General features: G+C 65.3%; 19 protein-coding genes and 1 pseudogene. 12 read left to right on the plus strand and 8 right to left on the minus strand.

What is annotated here, in order from left to right; all coding sequences use genetic code 11:
- Positions 1 to 137 precede the first annotated feature (137 nt).
- The 6 genes and pseudogenes from AC1D34_RS07395 to AC1D34_RS07420 all read right to left on the minus strand — a co-directional run bounded on the left by AC1D34_RS07395 (position 138) and on the right by AC1D34_RS07420 (position 6944).
- Positions 138 to 1202 (minus strand): ABC transporter ATP-binding protein, encoded by a 1065-nt coding sequence (locus tag AC1D34_RS07395; protein WP_476823891.1) that lies wholly within the window; start codon positions 1200 to 1202, stop codon positions 138 to 140.
- 15 nt (positions 1203 to 1217) lie between these two features.
- Positions 1218 to 3419 carry an ABC transporter permease gene (locus AC1D34_RS07400; RefSeq protein WP_476775092.1) on the minus strand — a complete coding sequence of 734 codons (2202 nt, stop codon included), beginning with the start codon at positions 3417 to 3419 and terminating at the stop codon, positions 1218 to 1220.
- Positions 3420 to 3453: 34 nt separating this feature from the next.
- The gene (locus AC1D34_RS07405; RefSeq protein ID WP_441491944.1) at positions 3454 to 4494 is read right to left on the minus strand and encodes an ABC transporter substrate-binding protein; all 1041 of its coding nucleotides are present in this window, start codon (positions 4492 to 4494) and stop codon (positions 3454 to 3456) included.
- Positions 4495 to 4563: 69 nt separating this feature from the next.
- Positions 4564 to 5364, minus strand: a complete 801-nt coding sequence (locus AC1D34_RS07410; RefSeq protein ID WP_441491945.1) for an inositol monophosphatase family protein — start codon at positions 5362 to 5364, stop codon at positions 4564 to 4566.
- 2 nt (positions 5365 to 5366) lie between these two features.
- Positions 5367 to 6074: pseudogene (locus AC1D34_RS07415) on the minus strand (Gfo/Idh/MocA family protein); the annotation flags it as partial.
- 69 nt (positions 6075 to 6143) lie between these two features.
- Complete coding sequence (locus tag AC1D34_RS07420; protein WP_441491947.1) at positions 6144 to 6944, minus strand: SDR family oxidoreductase; 801 nt, start codon at positions 6942 to 6944, stop codon at positions 6144 to 6146.
- A gap of 115 nt (positions 6945 to 7059) precedes the next feature.
- On the opposite strand from AC1D34_RS07420, the gene AC1D34_RS07425 reads away from it, so the two are divergent.
- From AC1D34_RS07425 to iolB, 5 genes are read left to right on the plus strand one after another with little or no spacing between them, the layout of a single operon-like run.
- Positions 7060 to 7926: a MurR/RpiR family transcriptional regulator gene (locus AC1D34_RS07425; RefSeq protein WP_476823892.1), complete on the plus strand. Its 867-nt coding sequence runs from the start codon at positions 7060 to 7062 to the stop codon at positions 7924 to 7926.
- Between the two features lie 19 nt (positions 7927 to 7945).
- Complete coding sequence (locus AC1D34_RS07430) at positions 7946 to 9850, plus strand: bifunctional 5-dehydro-2-deoxygluconokinase/5-dehydro-2-deoxyphosphogluconate aldolase (protein WP_476823893.1); 1905 nt, start codon at positions 7946 to 7948, stop codon at positions 9848 to 9850.
- Between the two features lie 10 nt (positions 9851 to 9860).
- Positions 9861 to 11699: a 3D-(3,5/4)-trihydroxycyclohexane-1,2-dione acylhydrolase (decyclizing) gene (gene iolD / locus AC1D34_RS07435; RefSeq protein ID WP_476823894.1), complete on the plus strand. Its 1839-nt coding sequence runs from the start codon at positions 9861 to 9863 to the stop codon at positions 11697 to 11699.
- 19 nt (positions 11700 to 11718) lie between these two features.
- Positions 11719 to 12618 carry a myo-inosose-2 dehydratase gene (iolE, locus tag AC1D34_RS07440; RefSeq protein WP_476823895.1) on the plus strand — a complete coding sequence of 300 codons (900 nt, stop codon included), beginning with the start codon at positions 11719 to 11721 and terminating at the stop codon, positions 12616 to 12618.
- A gap of 14 nt (positions 12619 to 12632) precedes the next feature.
- Positions 12633 to 13433 (plus strand): 5-deoxy-glucuronate isomerase, encoded by an 801-nt coding sequence (iolB, locus tag AC1D34_RS07445; RefSeq protein WP_441491952.1) that lies wholly within the window; start codon positions 12633 to 12635, stop codon positions 13431 to 13433.
- A gap of 58 nt (positions 13434 to 13491) precedes the next feature.
- Here the strand turns inward: iolB and AC1D34_RS07450 are convergent, their stop codons facing one another.
- Positions 13492 to 13716 carry a hypothetical protein gene (locus AC1D34_RS07450; RefSeq protein WP_441491953.1) on the minus strand — a complete coding sequence of 75 codons (225 nt, stop codon included), beginning with the start codon at positions 13714 to 13716 and terminating at the stop codon, positions 13492 to 13494.
- 636 nt (positions 13717 to 14352) lie between these two features.
- Here AC1D34_RS07450 and AC1D34_RS07455 point away from each other — a divergent pair.
- From AC1D34_RS07455 to AC1D34_RS07470, 4 genes are all read left to right on the plus strand, one after another.
- Entirely contained in the window at positions 14353 to 14949 is a 597-nt protein-coding gene (locus AC1D34_RS07455) for a TetR/AcrR family transcriptional regulator (RefSeq protein WP_441491954.1), read from the plus strand.
- A 162-nt stretch (positions 14950 to 15111) separates the two neighbouring features.
- A complete protein-coding gene (locus AC1D34_RS07460) occupies positions 15112 to 16269 on the plus strand; it encodes an efflux RND transporter periplasmic adaptor subunit (protein ID WP_476823896.1) in 1158 nt (385 codons plus the stop codon).
- Complete coding sequence (locus AC1D34_RS07465; protein ID WP_476823897.1) at positions 16266 to 19421, plus strand: efflux RND transporter permease subunit; 3156 nt, start codon at positions 16266 to 16268, stop codon at positions 19419 to 19421. Before AC1D34_RS07460 ends, AC1D34_RS07465 begins: the two co-directional genes overlap by 4 nt.
- Before the next feature lie 124 nt (positions 19422 to 19545).
- Positions 19546 to 20097: an NADPH-dependent FMN reductase gene (locus AC1D34_RS07470; protein WP_476823898.1), complete on the plus strand. Its 552-nt coding sequence runs from the start codon at positions 19546 to 19548 to the stop codon at positions 20095 to 20097.
- A gap of 104 nt (positions 20098 to 20201) precedes the next feature.
- On the opposite strand, the gene AC1D34_RS07475 is transcribed toward AC1D34_RS07470, so the two are convergent.
- The gene (locus AC1D34_RS07475; protein WP_476823899.1) at positions 20202 to 22100 is read right to left on the minus strand and encodes an FUSC family protein; all 1899 of its coding nucleotides are present in this window, start codon (positions 22098 to 22100) and stop codon (positions 20202 to 20204) included.
- Positions 22101 to 22381: 281 nt separating this feature from the next.
- On the opposite strand from AC1D34_RS07475, the gene AC1D34_RS07480 reads away from it, so the two are divergent.
- From AC1D34_RS07480 to AC1D34_RS07490, 3 genes are all read left to right on the plus strand, one after another.
- Positions 22382 to 22771, plus strand: a complete 390-nt coding sequence (locus AC1D34_RS07480) for a c-type cytochrome (RefSeq protein ID WP_441505046.1) — start codon at positions 22382 to 22384, stop codon at positions 22769 to 22771.
- A 436-nt stretch (positions 22772 to 23207) separates the two neighbouring features.
- Positions 23208 to 24023, plus strand: a complete 816-nt coding sequence (locus tag AC1D34_RS07485; RefSeq protein ID WP_476823900.1) for a cytochrome c oxidase subunit II — start codon at positions 23208 to 23210, stop codon at positions 24021 to 24023.
- A 64-nt stretch (positions 24024 to 24087) separates the two neighbouring features.
- Complete coding sequence (locus AC1D34_RS07490; RefSeq protein ID WP_476823901.1) at positions 24088 to 25848, plus strand: cytochrome c oxidase subunit I; 1761 nt, start codon at positions 24088 to 24090, stop codon at positions 25846 to 25848.
- Positions 25849 to 25858: the final 10 nt, after the last annotated feature.

Here is a 25858-nt window from a genome sequence, read left to right on the forward strand (position 1 = left end):
CGTCTTGCTCGCGCCCCGAGGGGATAGCACCGGCGCCCCCACGGACCACGGGTGGGGCCAAAGCGAGCAGGAAGCCGGCGGGCAAGCCGCGCGGCGCCTCTGGCCTGCTGGAGCGACAGGAGCGGCGCGCTCTCCGCTCAGCTCTGGGGAATGAGCGTGACGCCCGAATTGGCAAAGGAGAGCCCGACCTCGCGGCCATAAGGCAGCAGATCGCGCCCGCCCGGCTGGACGACGAAGAGCTCGCCGACCTCGGTCTCGATCATCAGATCAAGGTGGTTGCCGAGATAGGCGCATTTGCGGACGGTGCCGCGCAGGCCCGGCCCGGAGGCAGGCCCCATCAACAGGCTTTCCGGCCGGATCGCCGCCCTGGCCGGTCCGGCCACCAGGCCACGCGCCGGCAATTTCACCTTCGCCGAGCCGATCATCACATCGGCCATGCCTTCGGAAACCTCCGCGATCGTGACTGCGACCATGTTGGCATCGCCGATGAAGTCGGCGACGAAGGGATTGGCCGGCTCCTCATAGAGTTCGCGGGGCGAGCCCTCCTGCGCGATCCGGGCATTCGACATCACGATGATCCGGTCCGAGACGGCGAGCGCCTCCTCCTGGTCATGGGTGACATAGGCAACCGTCAGATTGAGGCTCTGCTGCAGCTCGCGGATCTCCTCCCGCACCTTGCGGCGCAGCTTGGCGTCGAGATTCGACAATGGTTCGTCGAAGAGCAGCACCTGCGGCTCGAGCACCAGCGCGCGCGCCACGGCGACGCGTTGCTGCTGTCCGCCCGAGAGCTCGGACGGGTAGCGCTTCTCAAAACCCTTGAGGCCGACGAGGGCGAGCTTGGTCAGCGCCATGTCCTGCGCCTCGGCCTTCGGGAGCCCCTTCACCAGCGGCCCGTAGGCGGCATTCTCCAGCACGCTCATATGCGGAAACAGCGCATAGGACTGGAAGACCATGCTGACGTCACGGTCGGCAGCCGAGAGCCGCGTGACATCCTTGCCGCCGATCAGGACCTGGCCTTCGCTCGCGATCTCAAGTCCGGCGATCATGCGCAAGGTCGTGGTCTTGCCGCAGCCGGAGGGGCCGAGCAGGGTCACCAGCTTTCCCGGCTCGATCGTGAAGCTGATATTGTCGACGGCAGTCACCGCGCCATAGCGCATGCTGACATTGCGGAATTCGACTGAGGCAGGTCCCGCCTTGGCCATGAGAGGTGCTGCTCCTTACTTGACGGGCTGTGCGGCGGATGTGGCGAGCGGGATCGCGCTGCGCCGTCCGAGCTTGCGCTCGCCGACGCCGAGCTGGATCAGGGCGATACCAACGGCCATGACCACGATCAGCACCGAGGAATAGGCAATGGCGAGCCCGAACTCGCCGGCCTCGACGCGCCCGACGATATAGGCCGTCGCCAGGTTGTACTCGGCGGAGACCAGGAAGATCACCGCGCTGACCGAAGTGATGCTGCGCACGAAGCTATAGACCAACGCGGAGACGAGCGCAGGGCGCAGCAAGGGCAGCACCACGCGCCAGAGCGTGGTGAAGCTGCGTGCCCGCAAGGTGATCGAAGCCTCGTCCAGGCTCTTGTCGATCTGCGACAAGCCGGCGATGCCGGAACGGACGCCGACGGGCATGTTCCGGAAGACGAAGGCGATGATCAGGATCAGCCCGGTCCCAGTGATCTCGACCGGCGGCACGTTGAAGGCGAGGATATAGGCGACGCCGAGCACCGTGCCGGGGATGGCGAAGCTCAGCATGGTGGTGAATTCGAGCACGTGGCGGCCGCGGAACTGCTGCCGCATCAACAGATAGGCGGTGAGCAGGCCGAGCACCGCCGTCAGCGGGGCCGAGATCGCCGCGACCTTCAGCGTCGTGAACAGCGAATCCCACGCCGCACCCTCGAAGAATATTCCACGGCTGAAATCGATGGCGAAACCGGTGCGGTAATGCTCCAGCGTCGGCGTGTGGTCGCGGCCCATGGTCTTCACGAAACCACCCATCAGGATGATCACGTAGATCACGAAGGTCAGCGCCACCCAGGGCACGATCACCAGTGCGGAGACGAAGGTGACCGGCTTCGGCAGTTTTGCCGGCAGGCCGGAATCACCCTTGCCGGTGACGGTCGTATAGGATTTGCCGCCGAGCCAGCGCTGCTGCACCCAGAAGGCGCCGAGCGTGAAGACGAGGAGCACCATCGCGAGCACCGCCGCCTGCCCCTGATTATGAGCGGCGCCGACCACGGCGAAGAAGATCTTGGTCGACAGCACCTCGAAATTGCCGCCGAGCACCAGCGGATTGCCGAAATCGGCCATGCTCTCGACGAAGCCGAGCAGGAAGGCATTGGCGAGGCCGGGCTTGAGCAGCGGCCAGGTCACCGTTCGGAAGGTCGCCCAGCGCTTGGCGCCCAGCGTCTGCGAGGCCTCCTCCAGGCTGGGGCTGATGCCCTGCACGACCCCGATCAGGACGAGGAATGCGATCGGCGCGAAGGCCAGGACCTGCGCCAGCAGCACGCCGGGCAGCCCGTAGATCCAGCGCGAGCGCGGAATCGAAAACCAGTCATAGAGCAGCCCGGAGACCACGCCGGAGCGGCCGAAGAGCAAAATCAGCGCGAGACCGATGACGAAGGGCGGCGTGATGATCGGCAACACGGTGAGCGCGCGCATCACACGTTTGCCGGGCATGCGCGTCCGCAGCACGAGCAGCGCGCAGGCAAGCCCGAGCAGCGTCGTGATGACGCCGGTCAGCACGGCAAGGATCAGCGTGTTCCAGGCGACGCCGCAATTGGTGTTCGCGGTGACGCAGCCAAGTCCCCAGATCGAGGAATCGAACAGGCGCGCGACGAAGATGCCCGGCGCGAAGGCGCCGGCCTGATCGACAAGCGCGCTTTGCAGGATCGTCGCCACCGGGAAGAAGATGAAGAGCCCGATCAGCAGGACGATGATGCCGATCGAGCTGGTGGTGAAGATGTCGCCCCGGCAGAAGCCGCGATAGGCGAGCCCATGACAGAGCAGCAGCAGGAGCGAAAGCACCGTCAGGAAGGCGCCGAAGCCCATGCCGCCCTGAGCCGCGCCGTTGCCGCCGAGCAACGCTGCGAGCCAGGGGATACCCTGGCCCTGCAGCGTGATGGCAAAGCCCTGCGCGAAGAACAGGACCATGCCGGTCAGCCCCGCCCAGATCAGCGTCCTGCCGACCGCAGCACTCTCGCTGCGGCCGAGCAGCAGCGTCACGGCCAGCAGCGCCACGCCAACCGGCAGCAGCCAGGGGGCCGTTCCGGACAGGGCCAGCGCGAGCGCCGTGCCGACCTTGCCGAACGGATACCCCGCGAGCCAGCCGAACTGGCTGAGACTGACGCCGTCAGGCAGGTACCAGGGAATGACCGCATAGCCGAGCCAGCCGAGCAGCAGGACGAGCCGTGTCGCAGGACGCATCGCAGGGGATCTCTTCAGAGCGCTGGACGGAAAATTACTTCGGCAGCGCCTTGACCTCCTTGTCCCACTTCGTCAGCAGCCGCGTCCGCTCCGCGGACGAGCCGTATTTGACGAAGTCGTAGTCGATCATCTTCATCTCGGACATCTTCGGCGCCTGCGGAGGCACCGTCGAGTTCTTGTTGGAGGGGACCTGATAGGACTTGGCGGGAGCCGCCAGCGCCTGAGCCGCCGGGGTCAGCGCCCAGTCATAGAACTTCTTGGCGTTGTCGAGATTGCGCGCGCCCTTGATGATCGACATCGAGCCGATTTCGTAGCCGGTGCCCTCGCAAGGCGCGACCGCCTTGATCGGATCTCCCTGGACCGCGAAGACGACCGCGTCGTGGATGAAGACGATGCCGACGGCGGTTTCGCCGAGGCTCGCGGCCTTGGCGGGGGCGGCGCCCGACTTGGTGTACTGGCTGACGTTCTTGTGCAGCTTCTTGAGATAGTCGAAGCCCTTCTCCTCGCCCATCAGCTGGACCACGGTCGCAAGCAGGTTATAGGCCGTTCCCGAGGAGTTCGGATCGGCGACCTGGACGTCGTCCTTGAGCTTCGGATCAAGCAGGTCAGCCCAGCATTTCGGCTCGTTCAGGCCCTTCTGCTTGATCTGCTGGGTGTTGAAGCCGAAGCCGAGAGCGCCGGCGTAAATGCCGACGGAGCGCTTCTGAGCCGCCTTCCACTGCGACAGCGCCCAGTCGTGAAGGTCCTTGTTGACCGGCGATTCATATTCGAGGGTCAGCCCTTCCTCGGCAGCCTGGAGATGGGGGTCACCCGTGCCACCCCACCAGATATCGCCGCGCGGATTGGCCGATTCCGCCTTGAGCTGGGCATAGATCTCGCCCGCCGATTTGCGGGTCATCGCGACCTTGATCCCCGTATCGCGCTCGAACGCGGTCGACATGGCGCGGCACCATTCCTCCTGGACGCCGCAATACATGACGAGTGCACCCTGGGCCTGTGCGGGGGCCGCCGCAAAAGCAGCCCCGCTGGCCAGCGCTGCCAGGACCCCGGTCCGGAGCCATTGAAATCCCTGCATGTCATCCTCCCGTTACGTGTCGTTCTTGGACTTGTTATTGGCTTGATAGTGACGTGTTGCCGGCAAAGATCAATCGTTCGCCTGCCGGCTCCCGATCTGCGTGACCTGTTCGAGTTCGCGGCGAAGCCCCGGCGTGCAGCACAGGATCGGGTTGCCTTTGGCAATACCGTCCCCGCTGAAGAAATCGCTGACATACGCGCCGGCTTCGGCTGCGATCACGACACCGGCCGCAACATCCCATGCGTTGATGTGGAGTTCGGCATAGGCCTCCGTCCGGCCATTCGCGACATGGGCCAGGCCGAGCGCGCCGGAGCCACCGCGCTTCACCGAGGCGCCTGCGGCGTAGCCACGCCCGATCATCGCGACATAGCGTTCGGCCGGGATGCGCGTCGACCAGCCCAGTTCGACATAGGCGCGCTTGATATCGGTCTGCCCGGACACCTTGATCGCCTCGCCATTCAGGGTCGCGCCTTGCCCCTTGCGTCCGACATAGATCTCGCCCAGCGCCGGCGCAGAGAGAATGCCGATTTCGGGAACGCCGTTCAGCAGAAAACCGATCGAGATGCACCAGTTGCGGTCGCCGCGGGCGAAATTCGAGGTGCCGTCGATCGGGTCGATGATCCAGACCGCGTCCGAGGCTTCGCCGCCACCCTCTTCGCCGATGATCGCATCCTGCGGGAACATCACGGCAAGGCGCTGCCGCAGGAAATCCTCGACAGCACCATCGGCGACGGTGAGCCAGTCCTGGGCGCCCTTCATGGTGACGCCAAGGCTTTCGCTCTTATTGAAATAGTCGAGCGCCATGAAGCCGGCCTGCTGGACGAGGCCCAGCACGGCATATTGGCGCAGATCGAGTTCAGCGGGCGTCATGATCAGATCGCCCCGAGATCGACAGCGACCGGCTTGCCGCTGCGAGCGGATTCGGTCGCCGCATCGGCCAGGATCTGTGCCTTCAGGCCATCTTCTCCGGAGGGCAGGGGCGCCGTCTTGCCCTTCAGGGCGGCGACGAAGGCATCGAGTTCGGCGCGATAGGCGGCGGCATAACGCTCGAGGAAGAAATTCTGCACCGGGTCAGCCCGGAAGCCGGCGCCGGTTGCGATCTCGACCGTGGTCTCGTGGATATTGCCGGCCCGCAGCATGCCCTTCGAGCCATGGACTTCGATGCGTTGGTCGTAGCCATAGCTGGCGCGGCGCGAATTCGAGATCTGCGCGATCTTGCCTGACGCGGTGCGCATCAGAACCGCAGCCGTATCGACATCGCCGGCCTGCCCGATCGCCGGATCGACCAGCGCCGAACCGAGCGCGAAGACCTCGACGGGCTCTTCGGCGAGGAGGAAGCGGGCCATGTCGAAATCATGGATCATCATGTCGCGGAACAGGCCGCCGGAGCGCTTGACATAGTCGACCGGCGGCGGCGAGGGGTCGCGCGAGATCACGCTGACGATCTCGATCGCGCCCGCCTCTCCGGCCCGCAGGCGGTTCTGGAGCGCAGCGAAGCTCGGGTCGAAGCGCCGGTTGAAGCCGATCATCAGCGGCCTGCCGGTCTTGGCGACGGTCTTGAGGCATGCCCGCGTCCGATCCGGCCGGCACCCAGCAATCCCATGCGCATCGTCATATGTCCTGTCGTCAAGGCTGTGGCTGCGGCAGCGTTACTGCCGCGCTCCAAGAATCGTCTGGTCGAAATCGATGTTCGAGCCAGTCATCAGACCAGATTCGGCCGAGGCCAGATAGGCGACGGCGCGGGCGACCTCTTGCGGGTCGAGCAGGCGGCCGAAGGGCTGGCTCGCAGCAGCCTGATCGAGCCAGCCATCCTGCGCGTCATGGCGCAACCGCATGATCGCGTCTTCGCCCGGCGTCGCCATCCAGCCGATATTCAGTCCATTGACCCGGATACGGTGCGGCAGGAGCCCGAAGGCGGCGTTGCGGGTCAGCGTCGCCAGCGCCCCCTTGGAGACGCTGTAGGCGCTCAGGAATGGCTGGCCGCCATGGGCCGACATCGACTGGATATTGACGATGGCGCCCGCGATCCCGAGCCGGCACATCAGCTCGGCGGCGCCCTGGATCAGAAAGAACGGCGCACGCAGATTGACCGCCATGATGCGCTCATAGAGCTCGGGCGTCGTCTCCAGGATGGAGCCGCGATCCGTGTCGCCAGCGGCGTTCACCAGGATGTCGAGGCGACCGAACGCCGCCTCGGCGGCCGGAACGATTGACTTGACCTGATCGAGATCGGAAAGATCGGCGGCGTGGAAACGAACATCGCAGCCAGCATTGCGAAGATCGCGGGCAACGGCCTCGCCGCGCTCGCGATTGCGGCCGGTCAGCAGCAGGGAAGCAATCCCGCGCGCCTGAAACTCGCGGGCGACGGCTTCGCCAAGCCCCTGGCTGCCACCGGTCACGATAGCGGCCTTGCCGGTCAGATCCCGACCGAATTCGTTCTTCCCTGACACCTGACGCCACGCTCCCCAGCGAAATTTTGATATGAATGGATTGTCTTTGTCTGATTTTGGAATAAACATTCCGCCGATCAGCGCTTGAAGTCAAGGCGCTTTAACCGGAACCGGCATGTCATCAGGATCACAGCCTCAGCCCACGGACAGGCCGGAATTCGACCGTTTCGTCGCTTTGCTGCGCGAACGGAGGCCATCCCTGCCGAAGCGGCTGAAACAAGTCGCGGATCATGCGCTTGCCCATCTCGACGACATGGCCTTCGGCTCCACCGCGCAGATCGCGGAAAAGGCCGGCGTGCAGGCCTCGACGCTGGTGCGTTTCGCACAGGCGCTCGACTATTCCGGCTTCAGCGAACTCCAGGAGGTGTTTCGCTCGCGACTGCGCCGGCATGCCGCCGATCACCGCGCGCGCCTGGCAGCCCTGCGAACGGCAGGAACAGGCTCGGGGGGCGGCGCAGCCCTGCTCGACGGCTTCATTCAGGCGAGCGAAGCGTCGCTTGCCCAGCTCAGGGCGGCTGTCAGGCCCGACCAGCTGGAAGAGGCGGCTGCCTTGCTGGCCAGGGCGCAAACCATCGTCCTCGTCGGCGCGCGACGCATGTTCCCGGTGGTGTCCTACCTCGCCTATGCCTTCGGCAAGCTCGGCATCAGGGCGGTGCTGGTCGACCATGTCGGCGGCCTCGGCCAGGAGCAGGCCGCCTTGGCCGGCCCAGCCGACGCCATTCTGGCGATCAGTTGCGCGCCCTACACCACTGCCACGGTCGAGATCGCTGCCGCCGCCCATCAGCGCGGCATCCCGGTGTTGGCCCTGACCGACAGCCCGCTCAGCCCGCTCGCCGAAAACTGTGAGCTCTGGCTCGATGTCGCGGAGGCGGATTTCGGCGCATTCCGCTCGATGGCGGCCAGCTTCACCCTGGCGATGGCGCTCGCGGTCGCTACTGCCGAACACGCCGGCGTCAGCGCCGATCCCGATCTCGCAGGTTAGTGCGGAAGGCCGAAGCTCCATGCCCGTCGCCCCTCAGCTCGACGTCATCACGATTGGCCGCTCCTCGGTCGATCTCTACGGCCAGCAAATCGGCGGCCGGCTTGAAGACATGGGCAGTTTCGTCAAAGCGGTTGGAGGCTGCCCGACCAATATCGCGATCGGCACCGCGCGCCTGGGCCTGAAATCGGCCGTGATCACCCGCGTCGGCGACGAGCAGATGGGCCGCTTCATCCGCGAACAGCTGGAGCGCGAGGGCGTCGAGACGAGCGGCGTGATCACCGACCCCAAGCGGCTGACCGCACTCGTCATCCTCGGCGTCCGCGACGAGAAGACCTTCCCGCTGATCTTCTACCGCACCGACTGTGCCGACGCCGCATTGCAGGAAAGCGAGATCGACGAGGCCTTCATTGCCTCCGCCAGGGCGATCGTCGTCACCGGCACGCATTTCGCCATTCCCAACGCCGCCGCGGCTCAGAAGAAGGCGATCGCGCTCGCCCGCAAGCATGGCCGCAAGGTCGTGTTCGATGTCGACTATCGGCCCAATCTCTGGGGACTTGCCGGGCACCAGGCCGGTGAGGAGCGCTATATCCGCTCCGAAACGGTGACCGAGCATCTCCAGGCGATCCTGCCCGATTGCGACCTGATCGTCGGCACGGAGGAAGAGCTCCACGCCGCCGGCGGCTCGGAGGATACGCTTCAGGCCATCCGCACGATCCGATCCTTGAGCGCCGCGACGATCGTCTGCAAGCGCGGGCCGATGGGCTGCGTGGTATTTCCCGGCGCGATCCCCGCGTCGCTCGAAGACGGAATCAAGGGCCCCGGCTTTCCGGTCGAGGTCTACAACGTGCTCGGCGCCGGCGACGCCTTCATGTCCGGCTTCCTGCGCGGCTGGCTGCGCGACGAGCCGCTTGCGACCTGCTGCGCCTTTGCCAATGCCTGCGGCGCCTTCGCCGTCTCCAGGCTGCTCTGCTCGCCGGAAAGCCCGACCTTCCCCGAGCTGCAATATTTCCTTGCTCATGGTTCGCCGCACCGGGCGCTACGCCGGGACGCCGAGATCAACCATGTGCATTGGGCGACGACGCGCCTGCCGCAGCCCGCGGGCGTGATGGCGCTCGCCATCGATCATCGGGCGCAGCTCGAGGAGATGGCCGACGCGGCAGGCGTGCCGCAGGAGCGGATCACCCATTTCAAGACGCTTGCGGTGAAGGCGGCCGCCCGGGTCGCCGACGGACGCCCTGGCTTTGGCATGCTGGTCGACGGCATCCATGGCCGCGAAGCCCTGTTCCGGGCGGAGGATCACGGCTTCTGGATCGCCCGCCCCCTCGAACTCCCCGGCTCGCGCCCACTCGCGCTGGAGACCGATGCGACAGGGTCTCTCGGCGCCACCCTGGCCGAGTGGCCGGTCAGCCATGTCGCCAAATGCCTGTGCTTCTACCATCCGGATGACCCCGAGGCTCTCAGAAGTGCGCAGGAGCAGGTACTGAAGCGCGTCGCCCTCGCCTGTCGACAGGTCGGGCGGGAATTGCTGGTCGAGATCATTGCCTCGAAGCACGGACCGGTTGCTGACGACACGGTTGCTCGGGTGATGACGCGACTCTACGCCATCGGCATCAAGCCCGACTGGTGGAAGCTCGAGGGCCAGCCCTCCCCGGCTGCATGGCGCGAGATCGATGCGGTCATCGCGGGCCATGACCCCTATTGCCGCGGCGTGTTGCTGCTCGGGCTCGACGCTCCGGAAGAGACGGTCGCGCAGGCCTTCCGGGCAGCGCAGGGCTCGGCATCGGTCAAGGGATTCGCCGTCGGCCGCACGATTTTCGGTGAAGCGGCGCGCGGCTGGCTTGCCGGCGGCCTCGATGACGAGGCTGCAACCGCTATGATGGCAGAACGCTTCGCCAGGCTGGTCGCAGCCTGGCAGGAACGCTGAGGAACTCCCAATGGGTACGATCCGCCTCACCATGGCGCAGGCGCTGACACGCGCCATGCAGGCACAGAAGACGGTGATCGACGGCAAGACCGTGCCGATCTTCGCGGGCGTCTGGGCCATCTTCGGGCACGGCAATGTCGCCGGGCTCGGAGAGGCGCTGCAAGCAGCTCGCGACACGCTGCCGACCTATCGCGCCCATAACGAGCAGGCCATGGCGCATGCTGCGATCGCCTTCGCCAAGGCTTCGCGCCGGCGCCAGATGATGGCGGTGACGAGCTCGATCGGACCCGGTGCCACCAACATGGTCACGGCCGCCGCCGTCGCGCATGTCAACCGCCTGCCGCTGCTGCTGTTGCCGGGCGATGTCTTTGCCGGGCGCCTGCCGGACCCGGTGCTGCAGCAGATTGAGGATTTCGGCGACGGCACGGTCTCCGCCAATGACTGCTTTCGCCCGGTCTCGCGCTATTTCGACCGGCTGACACGGCCGGAGCAGCTGATGCCGGCCTTCGAGCGGGCCATGGCCGTCCTGACCGATCCGGCCGGATGCGGGCCGGTGACGCTGGCGCTCTGCCAGGACGTGCAGGCCGAAGCCTATGACTATCCCGAGAGTTTCTTTGCCGAGCGGCTCTGGACGCCACGCCGCCCACGCCCGGACGAGCAGGAGCTGGTCGAGGCCGTCAGACTGCTCAAGGCGGCGAAGAAACCACTCGTCATTGCCGGCGGCGGCGTACTCTATAGCGAGGCCGAAGCCGCGCTCGCCGAATTCTGCGAGGCGCACGGCATTCCCGCCGCTGAGACGCAGGCCGGCAAGAGCAGCCTCGGGGCAACCCAAAGGCTCAATCTCGGCGCCATCGGCGTCACCGGCACGGCCGCCGCCAATGCGCTGGCGCGCGAGGCCGATCTGGTCCTGGCCGTCGGCACGAGGCTGCAGGATTTCACCACCGGCTCCTGGGCACTCTTCGCCAACCCGGCCTGCCGGATCGTCGGGCTGAACACGCAGGCCTTCGATGCCGGCAAGCACCGCGCGCTTCCGCTGGTCTGCGATGCCCTGGCCGGCCTCTCCGAGCTGGCTACGGCACTGGCGGGACATCGCGCTCCGGCGGCATGGACGGAGCGGGCGGAATCCGAGGGCAAGACCTGGCTTGGCCTCGCCGCGCGCTACACCGATCCCGGCAACCAGCCCCTGCCGAGCGATGCGCAGGTGATCGGCGCCGTGCAGCGCTGGAGCGAGCCGTCCGATGTCGTGCTCTGCGCCGCCGGCGGACTGCCCGGCGAGTTGCACAAGCTCTGGCAGGCCGGCGCGCCCGGCGGCTACCACATGGAATACGGCTATTCCTGCATGGGCTACGAAATCGCCGGCGGGCTCGGCGTCAAGATGGCCGATCCGAGCCGCGAGGTCGTCGTCATGGTCGGCGACGGCTCCTATCTGATGATGAACTCCGAGATTGCAACCTCGGTGATGCTCGGCCTGAAGCTGACGATCGTCCTGCTCGATAATCGCGGCTACGGTTGCATCAACCGGCTGCAGAATGCGACGGGCGGCGCCTCCTTCAACAACCTGCTGCGCGACACCCGCCACGAGACGCTGCCCGTAATCGATTTTGCCGCGCATGCCGCTTCACTCGGTGCCGTCGCCGCGAAGGCCGGCAGCCTCGCCGAACTGGACGAAGCGCTGCGTGCCGCCCGCGCGAATGCGCGCACCACCGTCGTGGTGATCGATACCGACCCGCTCGCCTCGACCGATGCCGGCGGCCACTGGTGGGATGTCGCGGTGCCGGCAACCTCCGCGCGCGCCGAAGTCCGGCAGGCGCGTGAGCGTTATGAGACCGCGCTGAAGTCACGCCCCTGATCCCGAAGGACACTTATCCATGCCCATCCGCATTGGTGCCAACCCGATTGGCTGGTCGAATGACGATCTCCAGGAGATCGGCGGCGCGACATCGCTCGAAACCTGCCTCGCCGAGGCGCGTGAGGCCGGCTTCACCGGCATGGAGCTTGGTCACAAGTTCCCACGGCAACCGGCAGCCCTGAGGGCGGCTCTCGCCCCCTTCGGCATGGACTGCATCTCGGGCTGGTATTCAGCTGAACTGCTTCAGCGCGACGCCGACGAGGAGATGCACCATCTGCGGCCGCATCTCAATCTGCTCAAGGCCATGGGCTCGACCGTGCTGGTCTTCGCCGAGACCTCGAATGCGATCCATGGCGACCGCTCGAAGCCGCTCTCGCAGCGCCCTGTGATGAGCGCGCAGGACTGGGCCGAGTTCGGCCGCCGGATCACGCAGGTTGCCGAGCGCACGCTGAGCGAAGGCGTCCGGCTGGTCTATCATCACCACATGGGCACGATCGTGCAGAGCGAAGCCGATATTGACGCCTTCATGGCGGCGACGGGCCCTGCCGTGCATCTCCTGCTCGACACCGGCCATGCCACCTGGGGTGGCTCGGACCCAGCCGCGCTCGCCGCGCGCTATCGCGAGCGGATCAGCCATGTCCACGCCAAGGACGTGCGCCCGCATGTCATGACGCAGGCAGCGGCGGAAGGCTGGAGCTTCCTTGATGCCGTGCTCGGCAAGGGCAGCGATCTCGGAATCTATACCGTGCCGGGCGACGGGATGGTCGATTATCCCGCCGTGTTCCGCGCATTGCCGGGCTATTCCGGCTGGGTCGTGGTCGAAGCCGAGCAGGATCCGGAAAAGGCCCATCCGCTGACCTATGCCAAGAAGGGCGTCGCCCATCTCAAGCACAGCCTGAAGGAGGCCGGGCTCGTCTGAGGCCCGGATGCGCCATGTCGAAGCTGCTCGTCAAACCATCCGCCCCAGATCAGGACGGCCGCATCCATCACGTCACCCCGGAATCGGCCGGCTGGAGCCATGTCGGCTTCGAAGTCTACCGGCTCGCCGACGGCCAGGTGCTTGAACGGGAGACCGGAGACCGGGAGGTCTGCGTCGTCCTGCTGTCCGGAAAGGCCGCAGCCATGGCCGGGGGCACCGATTTCGGCATCATTGGCGGTCGGTCCTCCCCGTTCGAACCCGACCCCTGGTCGCTCTACGTACCGGCCGGATTGTGCTTTGCCGCGACGGCGCAGGGCCCCTGCGAGCTGGCGATCTGCTCGGCGCCGGGAAAACCGGGTTCAAAACCCCGGGTGATCGCGCCAGGGGATGTCGGCTGCATGACGCGCGGCAGCGGTACGAACACCCGCCATGTCCGCAATATCCTGCCGGAGACCGAGCCCGCCGAAGGGCTGCTCGTCGTCGAGGTGATCACCCCGTCAGGCAATTGGTCGAGCTATCCGCCGCACAAGCACGACCAGGACAGGCTGCCGCAGGAATCGCTGCTGGAGGAGACCTATTACCACCGGCTCTCGCCGCCCCAGGGCTTTGCGCTGCAGCGCGTCTATACCGACGACCGTTCGCTCGATGAGACGCTCTGCGCCGAGGACGGCGATGTCGTGCTGGTGCCAAGGGGTTATCATCCGGTCGCAGCACCGCACGGCTATGAACTCTATTATCTCAACGTGATGGCGGGTCCGAAGCGGGTTTGGAAGTTCGCCAACGATCCGGCCCATGAGTGGATCGTCAAGCCCTGAACGGTCGGGCGCGGCGGGTCGCGCGAATGCAATCCGCCGCCTTGCGATGCCCCGGCGCTCAGCGGCGTTTCCGGATTTCCCGCAAGCGTTCGATATCGGCGCAGAGACGCTCGGCGATCTCCGGGGGATATCCACGCAGCACCCGGCCCCGTTCCAGCGAGGGTAGCCACAGCAGATAATCGACATCCCGCTCGTGGCACCATTCCGGCGAAGAAATCGCGACCATCTGCCCGGCCAGGTCAGACCAGATCATGCGTTCCCCGCCGCCGTTATCCTTGGTCATGCCCAGCCCCCCGCTGGAGATTCAGAACAGCGTTACCTGATATTTGTTCCAATCGCCTAGTATTTTGGCCATTCTAATTCTTGCGTTACTCCTCTCTCAGAGAGTCTGACGTGATATTTCTCAATAATACTTGAGAATCCGAAACCCTGAATTCCGCGACCGGCCCCATCGGCAATCACAGATCCGCCGCAAGTCGGGACCCTTCCAAAATATACGACCCAAAGACCCCGAGAACGATTTTCACAGTACAAATAAATCATAACATCGGTAAAATACCAGAGGACCATCTAACTGGATCGCTGAAGATGGCTCGGGGTCTCGTTTCAGATACTCCTGCCCTTCCGCGGAAGCTGCGGGCCAGCACGACTTGCACTCGCCTGAGAGAGGCGTCGCGCGCCGCCGCCGACATTACGCCATGGTCGACATGACCCTTGGCCAGGCCAGCATCTCCCTTGCGTAACGATCTCGTGAGGAAGGCCGTCACCAGGCGATCCCGTGCGCCCTTGCATCCCGCTTCACGCTGAAATATCCTCACTTGTAGATTTTATAGCAATCATCCGAGCAATGCCCCGATCCGAGCGATCCACTTCCCCCAGCCCAGCTCCGCGCCCTCGCGGTCGGCGGCTCAAGGACCAGATGTCGGGCCGCGAGGCTTTGCTTCTCGCTGCGACGAGCGCCTTTGCGCGTCATGGCTATGACAGCGTCGATCTGCGCAGCCTGGCCGCTGCCGCCAAGGTCGACCCCGGGCTGGTGCGTGTGCATTTTGGCGGCAAGGAGGGGCTCTGGCTCGCGAGCATCGACCATGTCGCCTCGTATACGACGCAGCTGCACGCCGAGATCCGACGCCTGACGGCCGAGACACGCCCGCTCAGGGACCGCGTGACCGATGCCATCCGCCTGACGGTGCTTTTCCATTTCAGCCACCCGGAACTCGGCCTCTTCATCGCGCAGCAGGCGAGGGAGAGCGGGGCGCGACTGGCCGCATTGAAGGAACTCCTGCTTCGTCCCGCGCTCGATGCCTTCATACCGCTACTCGATCAGGCGGTTCGCGAAGGTGTCACGCATGCGAGCGACCCCTTCATCGCCTTCTCCATTCTCGCCGGCGCATTCTTCTGGCCCTCGACCGCGCCCGACCTCGTTCAATCCCTGTCCGCGAGCCCGATGGATCGCGGACAGTTTCAGGAGCATTTCCTTGAGAATCTCGTCGCCGTATTCCTGTCCAAGCCTGACTAGAGGGAGGACACCCCTGCCTCATGCCCCCGCAAAGATGATGAAGGCTGCCCGCGCTTCCGGTGGGCAATGCTCGTGGTTGGATACGGGCCTTGCTCGTGGAAGACTGCGCGATGCTCCGACGGCGACCGCGCCGCGACCTGCACCACTGGAAGGATGCGACGGATGACCACCTACACGCCGCGGCGCCGTTTCGCGCTCTTCAGCCTTGCCTTCATCTGGCCGCTGCTTGGCGCAGCAACCCTGGCCCAGGCGCAGGGGGCCGCGCCCGCGCCTCAGGTGACCGTGGTCGAGGTCAAGGCCGGCAAGGTGCCGCTGACATTCGAGTATGCCGCACGCGTCGAGGCCTCGCGGGAGGTTCAGGTCCGGGCCCAGGTCGGCGGGATTCTGCTGAAGCGTAACTTCGTCGAGGGCGCCGAGGTCAAGGCCGGCGACATCCTCTTCGAAATCGATCCGAGGCGCTACGAGGCGGACGTTGCCAAGGCCAAGGCACAGCTCCAGCAGGCGGAGGCGCAGCTCGCCCAGGCGACGCGTGATGCCGAGCGCTATACGCGGCTGGCCCTGACCGGCTCCGGCACGGAAAAGGCGCGCGATGACGCCCTCTCCGCCAAGGAACTCGCAACGGCTTCGGTCGCCGTCGCTCACGCCGACCTGAACGTCGCGGAACTCAATCTCGGCTACACCAATGTGAGGGCGCCGATCAGTGGGGTCACGAGCCGCGAGGAGTTGCCCGAGGGCAGCCTAATCGGCACCACGGGCGACAGCAGCCTGCTCACCAAGATCACCCAGCTCGACCCTGTCTACGTCATCTTCAACTCCAGCGAGAGCGAAGTGGCCGAGGTCAGGGCCCTGCTCGAGGCACAGGGCATCTGGGAGCGTGCCGGGGAGGTCCTCTCGGTCAAGCTCACCTACGGCGATGGCCGCGTCTATGCGCAGCCCGGCGTCATCGATTTCGCCTCCTCCGGCCTTGATCCGGAAACCGGGACGCTGCGGCTGCGTGCCGTTGTCCCCAATCCCGAGCATCGCCTGCTGCCCGGCCAGTTCCTGCGCGCGATCGTGATGGGGGTCGTGCTCAACGACGCCATCGTCGTTCCGCAGGCAGCCGTCTCGCAGGGACCGCGCGGACAGTTCGTCTACACAGTCGACAGCCAGGGGAAGGCCGAAGCCCGCCCCGTCGTACTCGGACGTCAGGTCGCCGACGGCTGGATCGTCACCTCGGGCCTCAAGCCCGGCGACAAGCTCATCACGGAGGGGATCATCAAGGTTCGTCCCGGCGCGCCGGTCTCGATCGCCGCTGCGGCGCCCGGAGCTGCCAAGCCATGAATCGCTTTTTCATCGACAGGCCCGTCTTCGCCGCCGTCATCTCGATCGTCATCGTGCTTGCCGGCCTCGTCGCGATCCGGGCGCTTCCGATCGCGCAATATCCCGAGCTGACGCCGCCGCAGATCGTCGTCAGCGCCACCTATCCCGGCGCCAGCGCCGAGACGATCGCGCAGACGGTGGCAGCGCCGCTCGAGCAGCAGATCAACGGCGTCGAGGGCATGCTCTACATGCAGTCCTCGAACTCCAGCAGCGGCCAGATGTCGCTGACGGTGACATTCGCTCAGGGCACCGATCCCGATCAGGCAACGATCAACGTCAATAATCGCGTCCAGCGCGCGACGCCGACCTTGCCGCAAGAGGTCACCCGGCTCGGCGTGACGGTCAGCCAGCGCTCGACCTCCATCCTCGGCCTCGTGGCGATGTATTCGGAGAACGACCGCTTCGACACGACCTATGTCGGCAACTATGCCCTGCTGAACGTCATTGACGATCTGAAGCGCATTCCTGGCGTCGGTGACGCGGCATTGCTCGGCCAACGCGACTACTCGATGCGGATCTGGCTGAGCCCCGACAAGCTCGCCCGCTACGGCCTGACGACCACCGATGTCGCGGCAGCCATTCGCGAACAGAATGCCCAGTTTGCAGCCGGCCGTTTCGGCGATGAGCCGAACGACCCATCGACCCCCTTCACCTATTCCGCCACGACCCAGGGGCGTCTCCCGGATGCCGAGGCGTTCGGCAACATCATCCTGCGCTCCGACATCAACGCGGCGACGCTCAGGCTCAAGGATGTGGCGCGGGTCGAGCTCGGCTCGGCCAGCTATACCGTCGACAGCAAGCTCAACGGCAAGCCTGCGGTGCCGCTTGCGGTCTATCTTCAGACGGGAGCGAACGCGCTCTCGACCATGGAGGCGCTCAAGAGCCGCATGGACGAGCTGAAGCAGTCCTTCCCGGAGGGCATGGCCTACAGCATTCCCTACGACACGACGAAGTTCATCCAGGTCTCGATCGAGGAGGTGGTCAAGACCTTCGTCGAGGCCATCGTCCTGGTCATCCTCGTCGTCTTCCTCTTCCTGCAGAACTTCCGGGCGACCCTCATCCCGGTCATCGCGGTGCCGATCTCGATCATCGGCACGTTTGCCGGCATGTACATGTTCGGCTTCTCGATCAACCTGCTCACCCTGTTCGGCCTCGTCCTCGCCATCGGCATCGTCGTCGACGACGCGATCGTGGTTCTGGAGAATGTCGAGCGCATCATGGCGACCGAGCACCTGTCGCCGCGAGAGGCTTCGATCAAGGCGATGAGCGAAGTCACCGGGCCGGTCATCGCGATCGTCCTGGTGCTGTGCGCGGTCTTCATCCCCGTGTCGTTCATGGGCGGGTTGGCCGGCGCGATGTACAAGCAGTTCGCGGTCACGATCGCCCTGTCGGTCACGATCTCGGGCATCGTCGCGCTGACCCTGACTCCGGCTTTGTGCGCGCTGATCCTGAAACCGGGCCATCAGGAGCCGGCATTGCCGTTCCGGCTGTTCAACCGCTTCTTCGACAAGCTGACGAACGGCTACGTCTCCGGTGTCGGCTTCCTGGTCAAACGCTTCGCCATCGGCCTTGTGCTCTTCGCCGTGCTCATCGCCGGCACCGGCATCCTGTTCCGGACCATTCCGGGCTCGCTGGTTCCAGACGAAGACCAGGGCGTGCTGCTCGGGGTGGCCATCCTGCCTCCGGCCGCCTCGCTGAACCGCACCGTGGCGGTGATGGATGAGGCTGCGACCAATATCGGCAGGCACCCGGCTGTCGAAAACGTCTTCGCCATTTCGGGGTTCGACCTTCTCTCCGGAAGCGAGCGGACCAGCGCCGCCACGACCTTCGTGACGCTGAAGGATTGGAGCGAGCGCCGAACCCCGGACCTCGATGCGCGCAACCTGGTCAAGACGTTCACCGGCATGAATATCGGGATCAAGGACGCCATGGTCCTGTTCTTCAATCCGCCGCCGATCAGCGGGTTGAGCACCACGGGCGGGTTCGAACTCTATGTGCAGGATCGCACGGGTGGCGGCGTCCAATCGCTCTCCGCCGCCACCGCACAACTGGTCGAAGCCGCCTCGAAACGTCCCGAACTGGCCGGCGTGCGCACGACCTTCGACACCGGCGTTCCGCAGTACCGGCTCGACCTGGACCGCGACATGGCCAAGGCGCTCGGCGTGCCGATCAGCTCCGTCTTCGAGACGATGCAAAGCACGTTCGGCAGCCTCTACGTCAATGACTTCACGCTCTATGGGCGCAACTACCGCGTCAACCTGCAGTCGGAGGCCGCTTTCCGTCAGGCACCGAAGGATCTCAAGCAGGTCTTCGTGCGCTCGAGCAACAACAAGATGGTGCCGCTCGATACGCTGGTGAAAGCCGTGCGCGTCGCCGGCCCCGACCAGTTCGAGCGCTTCAACGCCTTTGCCGCGGCCAAGGTGATGGGCAATCCGGCGCCCGGATACACATCGGGCGCGGCGATCGCTGCGATGCAGGAGGTGGCGCGCGAGCTGCCGCAGGGCTTCCAGATCGCCTGGACGGGCTCGGCCTATCAAGAGCTCGCAACCAGCGGGACCGGCTCGCAGGCCATGATCTTCGGCATCATCATGGTGTTCCTGATCCTCGCCGCACAGTACGAGAAATGGAGCCTGCCGCTGGCGGTCATTCTCGCGGTTCCGTTCGCGCTGTTCGGGGCGCTGCTCGCGGTCTGGCTCCGCGGCCTGACCAACGACGTCTACTTTCAGATCGGCCTCGTCACGCTGATCGGTCTGGCCGCCAAGAACGCCATCCTGATCGTCGAATTCGCCGTTCTGGTGCGGCAGGAGGGCATGAGTGCCGCCGAGGCTGCACTCGAAGCAGCGCGGCTGCGCTTCCGGCCGATCGTGATGACCTCGCTCGCCTTCATTCTCGGCGTCGTTCCGCTCGCGATCAGCAGCGGAGCGGGCTCCGCGAGCCGGCACTCGATCGGCACGGGCGTGATCGGCGGCATGCTGGCGGCGACCTTCATCGCCACCTTCTTCATCCCGATGTTCTACCGGCTCATCGACTGGCGCGACCCTCGCCCGGACAAGGATGCAGGGTCGGCGGCGAAAGTCGAGGTGACGGCGGAGAAGGCGGGAAGCTCGATCTGAACCTCGGACCGGTCTCGTATCCACCTCGCTCACGTGGCGCGCGGCCGGGATGATCGCGCGCGACAAATCGGGTGTCGGGCACTAGGCTCGACGCCGCAACCAGCACGATGTGATGGGACACACCATGAGCGAATTCAGAATTGCCGTCGTGATCGGCAGCCTTCGTCGCGATTCCTTCAATCGCAAGCTTGCCACGGCCATCGCCAAACTCGCCCCGCCCGAATTCAGGTTTCATCAGGTCGCGATCGGCGATCTGCCGCTCTACAATCAGGATGACGACGCGAACCAGGCCCCGGTCGTGAAGCGACTGAAGGCTGAAATCACCGGCTCCCAGGGCGTCATCTTCGTCACTGCCGAGTATAACCGCTCCATCCCCGGCGTGCTGAAGAACGCGATCGATCAAGCCTCGCGGCCCTATGGGCAGAGTGCCTGGGCCGGCAAGCCGGCCGGTGTTCTCGGCGTGTCGGTCGGCGCTATCGGAACAGCGATTGCGCAGCAGCATCTGCGCAATGTCCTCGCCTATCTCGACATGCCGACGCTCGGACAGCCGGAAGTCTTCATCCAGGCCAAGGATGGCTTGTTCACCGAGAGCGGCGAGATCGGTGAATCCAGCCGGGCTTTCCTGCAAGGCTGGATGGATGCCTATGTCGCCTGGGTGAAGAAGCACTCAGCCTAAGGCGACCTTTCTGGGAAAATCTAACGACGACATCCCGGCTCTGTGCCGCTGAAGCGGCCTGACCGGGATGAGCGCCGAGCTTGCGCGGCCTCCTGCGCACGCCATTACGCGCCGGCGAGAAAGGGCTCCGCCTGCCGAAATGCCGCTGCGGCCTCCTTCATGGCGCGCGCGGCCTCGGCATTCGCGATTGTTCGCGCGGCCTCGTCGAACAATTCCGGCCTGGGCGATTCCGTCCTGAACCGCCCCAGAGCCGCGAGATCCTGCGCAATCAGCCGCCGATCCTCGTCCCCGAGCCCTCCCTCAGACATCAACCGCTGCAGCGCCGTCGCCGCGATGCCGAGATTGAGCACGCCAAGCAGGCCATGCGCAGCGCCGCCATCGCCCTCTCCGGCTCGGACGAGGTGCAGAGTGAGGCGCATGATCTGCCGGGTCATGCCCTGATCCCAGCTTGCCCCGCGCCTGGCCTGCGGATTGGCGAGGAGCCGCTCGAGGTCTCGTCGGATATCCTCGCGGGTCCTTGCCGCGTGCCGGTCATGCCTGCGCGGCAGCAGAATGAAGCTGCTTGTCACCAGCGCCGCAGCGGCGACAAGCGCGCCGGCCTCGCTCAGGATTGCGGCGGGTCTGGTGACGGCCGGCAACACCGCCTGGCTGGCCAGGAGAAAACACATATTGGCGTCGATCGCCGCGATTGCCGTCCTGCGGCTCGCGCGCGCCAACCCTCCAAGCAGGAGGAACGGTGCCACCGAAACCAACAGCTCCGGCACGGTCTGGACATGCGGCTGCACGCCGAAGCGATAGATCAGGGCAGCCACCACCCCAGCCAGCACCCCCTTCAGCATATGCGGCGCAACGGCCTGCGGCTGCGCCAGCGAGCCCAGGACCATCGAGAAGATGCAGACTCCCAGCGCTGCGAGCTCCGCGACCGGCCAGTTTGCAGCATAGGCTGCAGAGGCAGCCAGCCAGGTGGCCAACCCCGACACCGCGCCGGCGGTGGTGCCCAGCGACCAGTCGCCATGAGGATTGTGCAGGAAGACAGGCACCAGGCCGGAGAGCTCATCTCCGGCCGGGCGGTCCGCACTGAGCGCGGCTTCTGCTGCGACCAGCCCCCGCAGACTGTCCGACAGGCGGGAATCCAGCCCTTCGGCACGGGGCACCTCCCCTTGCGCCTCTGTCTCCCGTTCGAAACGTTGCGCCAACCGGTCAAGTTCTGCCAGAGCCCTGGCGTTGGTCTCCTCCGACGCCTCCCGCGACGCAGCCGCGCGCCCTGCCGACATCACCAACAAGGCGGCCGCGACCAGTGCATCGACGCGCTTGCGACGCCGCGAGCCCCGCAGCGAGCCTGCCGTCATCTGATCCGCCGCCTGGGTGACGCTGCTCATCTCGGCGAGAAGCTGCCGTTCGGCTACGGCAACCCGATCCTGCGGAACGCCCTGGAGCGCCAAGGCTGCGAACCGCACCGCTTGCCGGGCCATCAGCCGCGCCCGGGACATGAGAGCAGAACGCGATGCTGACGGCGTGAACAGCGCCGTGACCAGCGTCACCACCGCCACGCCGATCAACGTGCACTCGACCCGTGCAATGGCGATGTCCCAGGATCGTTCCGGAGAGAACACCGTTGGCAGGATGACGATGGCCGCGGTCATGCCGCTCATCAAGGCGCCATAGGCGGTGACGCCGCGCAGCACATGCGTCAGCGCAGTGTTGAAGCCGACCCAAAGACCAAGCGCGAGCAACAGAAAATAGTGGTTGGGAATCAGATGCAGCAGGCCGAAGCCGACGGCTGCACCAATCAACGTTCCGAGAATCCTGAGAAAGCCACGGGCGAACAAGAGCCCGCGCGAGGCTTGCGCCACAACCCAGACCGGCATTGCGGCCCAATAGGCGTTGGTGATGTGAAGCGACGATGCGAGAGCAAATGCGAGCCAGGCGGCAAGAGCCAGCAGCGCTGCTTGCCGGAGGCCCGCACCATCCAGCCCCAGCCGGAGCAAGGGCGAGGACCTCACGGCCACGGCTCGCGCATGTCCTGAGCAGCCTTCTCCAAGCGGACCTCATGTCGGTCGGTTGCCCGGCACCAAGCCCGGCGGGCGTTCACGCCACCATACCGCATGAGGCCGGTGGACGAGCCTGCATCGGCGGGCACGACCATGTCGATGACTGTGACCGACCGTTTCCAGCGCAGGCAGATTGGAGCTGCACCAATGATAGTGTAGGATTTGTGGCTACGGATGCGCCGGCCGGCCTGCTGCGTGTGGTGGGGCGAACCGAACCCGAAGGAGGCCCTTCGATGATACGCTTGGCCTTGACGACCGTCCTGCTTCTCCCCCTCCTTTCCCATCCAGTCATTGCCGCAGCAGACGCCACCTCCGGCGAGAAGATCTTCCTGCGATGTCGTGCCTGCCACCAGATCGGCGAGACCGCGAGGAATGCGGTCGGCCCGAAGCTCAACGGCCTGATTGGGCGCCCGGCAGGGTCCGTCGAGGGCTACAGCTACTCGGCTGCCAACAAGAACTCCGGCATCACCTGGGACGAGCCGACGTTCCGCGATTACATCAAGGCGCCTCAGGCCAAGATCCCCGGTACGAAGATGGTGTTCCCCGGCCTGAAATCCGATCAGGAGATCGACGATATCGTCGCCTTCCTCAAGCAATTCGACGCCGACGGAAAGAAGAAGTAGCCGCCTTCGACGCGCAGGTGCGGCGATAGCGCGGCTGGCTCAACGCCGGCCTCGATTGACAACCAGCGAACGCGGCCGGACAATATTCAGCGACCATAGGCTGAGAAGCGGAGCGCTTTGCAGCCTGGGCGGGAGCTTTGCGTCACATGTGACGCGTAATCGTCTGACGAACCGGGAGGTTCGGCGATGGCGAGCAGGAAGCGACGCTTGAAACCGGTTGACGCGCTCGTCCGAGCCCGCGCCACGCGATCCCTCTGCGCCAAGCCTCCCGTCTTTCTCCCTGCCCCCTTCACGCCGCTCTCCGACACCGCCATGCGCAGGCGGTATCGTTCTCGGGCCGACGAGAAGCCCGCTTTCACGACGTCGCCACGCTCTTATCGCGTCGCGGCGCCGACCGGACCCCGTTCATCGCCGCCATAGGCAAGGGTGACTGACCATGGGTGTTGCCGTCGTACTTGCGCTGGTCGTGATCGGCTCGGTGGCGTTCCACGTGCTGAGCCCATGGTGGTGGACCCCGATCGCTTCCAACTGGCACTATATCGACAACACCATCATCATCACCTTCTGGATCACCGGCACCGTCTTCGCTGCCGTGGTGCTGTTCATGGCCTATTGCCTGTTCCGCTTCCGCCATCGCGAAGGACATCGGGCAGCTTATGAGCCGGAGAACAAGCGGCTGGAATGGTGGCTCGCGATCGGGACCGGCATCGGTGTCGCCGCCATGCTGGCGCCTGGCCTCGTCGTCTGGAAGCAGTTCGTCACGGTGCCGGCCGATGCCGCAACGGTCGAGATCGTGGGCCAGCAATGGCAATGGAGCTATCGCCTGCCCGGGGCCGATGGCCGGCTCGGAGCGACCGACGTGACCCTTGTCAGCCCCGAGAACCCGCTTGGCCTCGATCCAAAGGATGCACGCGGTCAGGACGACGTCATCATCCAGGGCGACCAGCTTCACCTCCTGCTCGACAAGCCGGTGAAGGTGCTGTTGCGCTCACTCGACGTCGTCCATGATTTCTACGTGCCCGAGTTCCGCGCCAAGATGGACATGATCCCGGGCAACGTCACCTATTACTGGTTCACGCCGACCCGGACCGGCACCTTCGAGGCGCTGTGCGCCGAACTCTGCAGCACCGGCCATACCTTCATGCGCGGTGGCGTGGTCGTCGAGCCGGAAAGCGAATACCGCGCATGGCTGCAGCAACAGAAGACCTTCGCACAGCTCACTGCAGCGGCGCGGGCGCAGGCGAGAAACTAGGGGATGGACGACGGCTGAGCCTCCGACGAGGCGTGCCGTCTGATGGAGAGCGGGAGGCGGTTTGATGGTCGATGTGCCGAGTGACGCTGCCGGACCTCTCTCGACCGCCGACGTCGAGGATGTCGAACTCTATCATCCGAGAAGCTGGGTCACGAAATATGTCTTCTCCCAGGACGCCAAGATCATCGCGATCCAGTACTCGTTGACGGCGCTGGCGATCGGCCTCGTCGCCCTCGTCCTGTCCTGGCTGATGCGGCTGCAGCTCGGCTTCCCCGGTCTCGTCTCCTTCATCGACCCGGAGCGCTATTACCAGCTCATCACCATGCACGGCATGATCATGGTGATCTACCTGCTGACCGCGCTGTTCCTCGGCGGCTTCGGCAACTACCTGATCCCGCTGATGCTCGGCGCGCGCGACATGGTCTTTCCCTATGTCAACATGCTGAGCTACTGGATCTATCTGCTTGCCGTGCTGGTGCTCGTCGCGGGTTTCTTCGTGCCGGGCGGAGCGACCGGGGCCGGCTGGACCCTCTACCCACCGCAGGCGATCCTCGCCAACACGCCCGGGCAGCCCTGGGGCATCATCGTGATGCTGGTCTCGCTGATCCTCTTCATCATCGGCTTCACCATGGGCGGGCTGAACTATGTCGTGACCGTGCTGCAAGGGCGGGCGAAGGGCATGACGCTGATGCGCATGCCGCTCACCATCTGGGGCATCTTCACCGCGACCGTGATGGCGCTTCTGGCCTTCCCGGCTCTCTTCGTCGGGGCGGTGATGATGCTGCTCGACCGGCTGATCGGAACGAGCTTCTTCATGCCGTCCATCGTGGCTCTGGGAGAACAGCTCCCCTATCGCGGCGGCAGCCCGATCCTGTTCCAGCACCTGTTCTGGTTCTTCGGGCACCCTGAAGTCTACATCGTCGCGTTGCCGGCCTTCGGGATCGTCTCCGACCTGATCAGCACCCATGCACGCAAGAACATCTTCGGCTATCGCATGATGGTCTGGGCGCTGGTGGGGATCGGCGCGCTCAGCTTCGTCGTCTGGGCGCACCACATGTATGTCAGCGGCATGCATCCCAGTTTCGGGTTCTTCTTCGCGACCACGACGCTGATCATCGCCATCCCGACCGCCATCAAGGTCTATAACTGGGTGCTGACGCTCTGGCGCGGCGACATCCATTTCACCTTACCCATGCTGTTCGCGCTCGGCTTCATCGTCACTTTCGTCAATGGCGGTTTGACCGGGCTGTTCCTCGGCAATGTCGTCGTCGATGTGCCGCTCTCGGACACGATGTTCGTCGTCGCGCATTTCCACATGGTGATGGGTGTCGCTCCGATCCTCGTCATCTTCGGCGCGATCTATCACTGGTATCCCAAGGTCACCGGGCGGATGCTCGATACCACCCTCGGAAAACTGCATTTCTGGGTCACCTTCCTCGGCGCCTACCTGATCTTCTTCCCGATGCACTATATCGGCCTGATGGGCGTGCCGCGCCGCTATCACGAGATCGGCGACATGGCCTTCGTTCCGGCATCGACGGCGACGCTGAACGGCTTCATCACCATCGTCGCCCTGATCGTCGGCGCCGCCCAGCTCATCTTCGTCTTCAATCTCGCCTGGAGCCTGAAGCGAGGCCGGCCAGCTGGCGGCAACCCCTGGCGCGCGACCACGCTGGAATGGCAGACGCCCGAGACACCGCCGGCCCATGGCAACTGGGGCAAGACGCTGCCCGTGGTCTATCGCTGGGCCTATGACTACAGCGTGCCCGGCGCCGCAGAGGATTTCCTGCCGCAGAACCAGCCTCCCGATCCGCAAACGGCGTGAGGAGGCAGCA

The organism is Allobosea sp. P1_A7, from assembly GCF_056406775.1.

Coding starts and splice junctions, on each gene's coding strand:
- iolB (WP_441491952.1), top strand. CDS start 12,633: ATGTCGAAGCTGCTCGTCAAACCATCCGCCCCAGATCAGGACGGCCGC.
- AC1D34_RS07470 (WP_476823898.1), top strand. CDS start 19,546: ATGAGCGAATTCAGAATTGCCGTCGTGATCGGCAGCCTTCGTCGCGAT.
- AC1D34_RS07490 (WP_476823901.1), top strand. CDS start 24,088: ATGGTCGATGTGCCGAGTGACGCTGCCGGACCTCTCTCGACCGCCGAC.
- AC1D34_RS07425 (WP_476823892.1), top strand. CDS start 7,060: ATGTCATCAGGATCACAGCCTCAGCCCACGGACAGGCCGGAATTCGAC.
- iolD (WP_476823894.1), top strand. CDS start 9,861: ATGGGTACGATCCGCCTCACCATGGCGCAGGCGCTGACACGCGCCATG.
- AC1D34_RS07460 (WP_476823896.1), top strand. CDS start 15,112: ATGACCACCTACACGCCGCGGCGCCGTTTCGCGCTCTTCAGCCTTGCC.
- AC1D34_RS07465 (WP_476823897.1), top strand. CDS start 16,266: ATGAATCGCTTTTTCATCGACAGGCCCGTCTTCGCCGCCGTCATCTCG.
- iolE (WP_476823895.1), top strand. CDS start 11,719: ATGCCCATCCGCATTGGTGCCAACCCGATTGGCTGGTCGAATGACGAT.
- AC1D34_RS07455 (WP_441491954.1), top strand. CDS start 14,353: ATGTCGGGCCGCGAGGCTTTGCTTCTCGCTGCGACGAGCGCCTTTGCG.
- AC1D34_RS07450 (WP_441491953.1), bottom strand. CDS start 13,716: ATGACCAAGGATAACGGCGGCGGGGAACGCATGATCTGGTCTGACCTG.
- AC1D34_RS07485 (WP_476823900.1), top strand. CDS start 23,208: ATGGGTGTTGCCGTCGTACTTGCGCTGGTCGTGATCGGCTCGGTGGCG.
- AC1D34_RS07480 (WP_441505046.1), top strand. CDS start 22,382: ATGATACGCTTGGCCTTGACGACCGTCCTGCTTCTCCCCCTCCTTTCC.
- AC1D34_RS07410 (WP_441491945.1), bottom strand. CDS start 5,364: ATGACGCCCGCTGAACTCGATCTGCGCCAATATGCCGTGCTGGGCCTC.
- AC1D34_RS07400 (WP_476775092.1), bottom strand. CDS start 3,419: ATGCGTCCTGCGACACGGCTCGTCCTGCTGCTCGGCTGGCTCGGCTAT.
- AC1D34_RS07405 (WP_441491944.1), bottom strand. CDS start 4,494: ATGCAGGGATTTCAATGGCTCCGGACCGGGGTCCTGGCAGCGCTGGCC.
- AC1D34_RS07395 (WP_476823891.1), bottom strand. CDS start 1,202: ATGGCCAAGGCGGGACCTGCCTCAGTCGAATTCCGCAATGTCAGCATG.
- AC1D34_RS07430 (WP_476823893.1), top strand. CDS start 7,946: ATGCCCGTCGCCCCTCAGCTCGACGTCATCACGATTGGCCGCTCCTCG.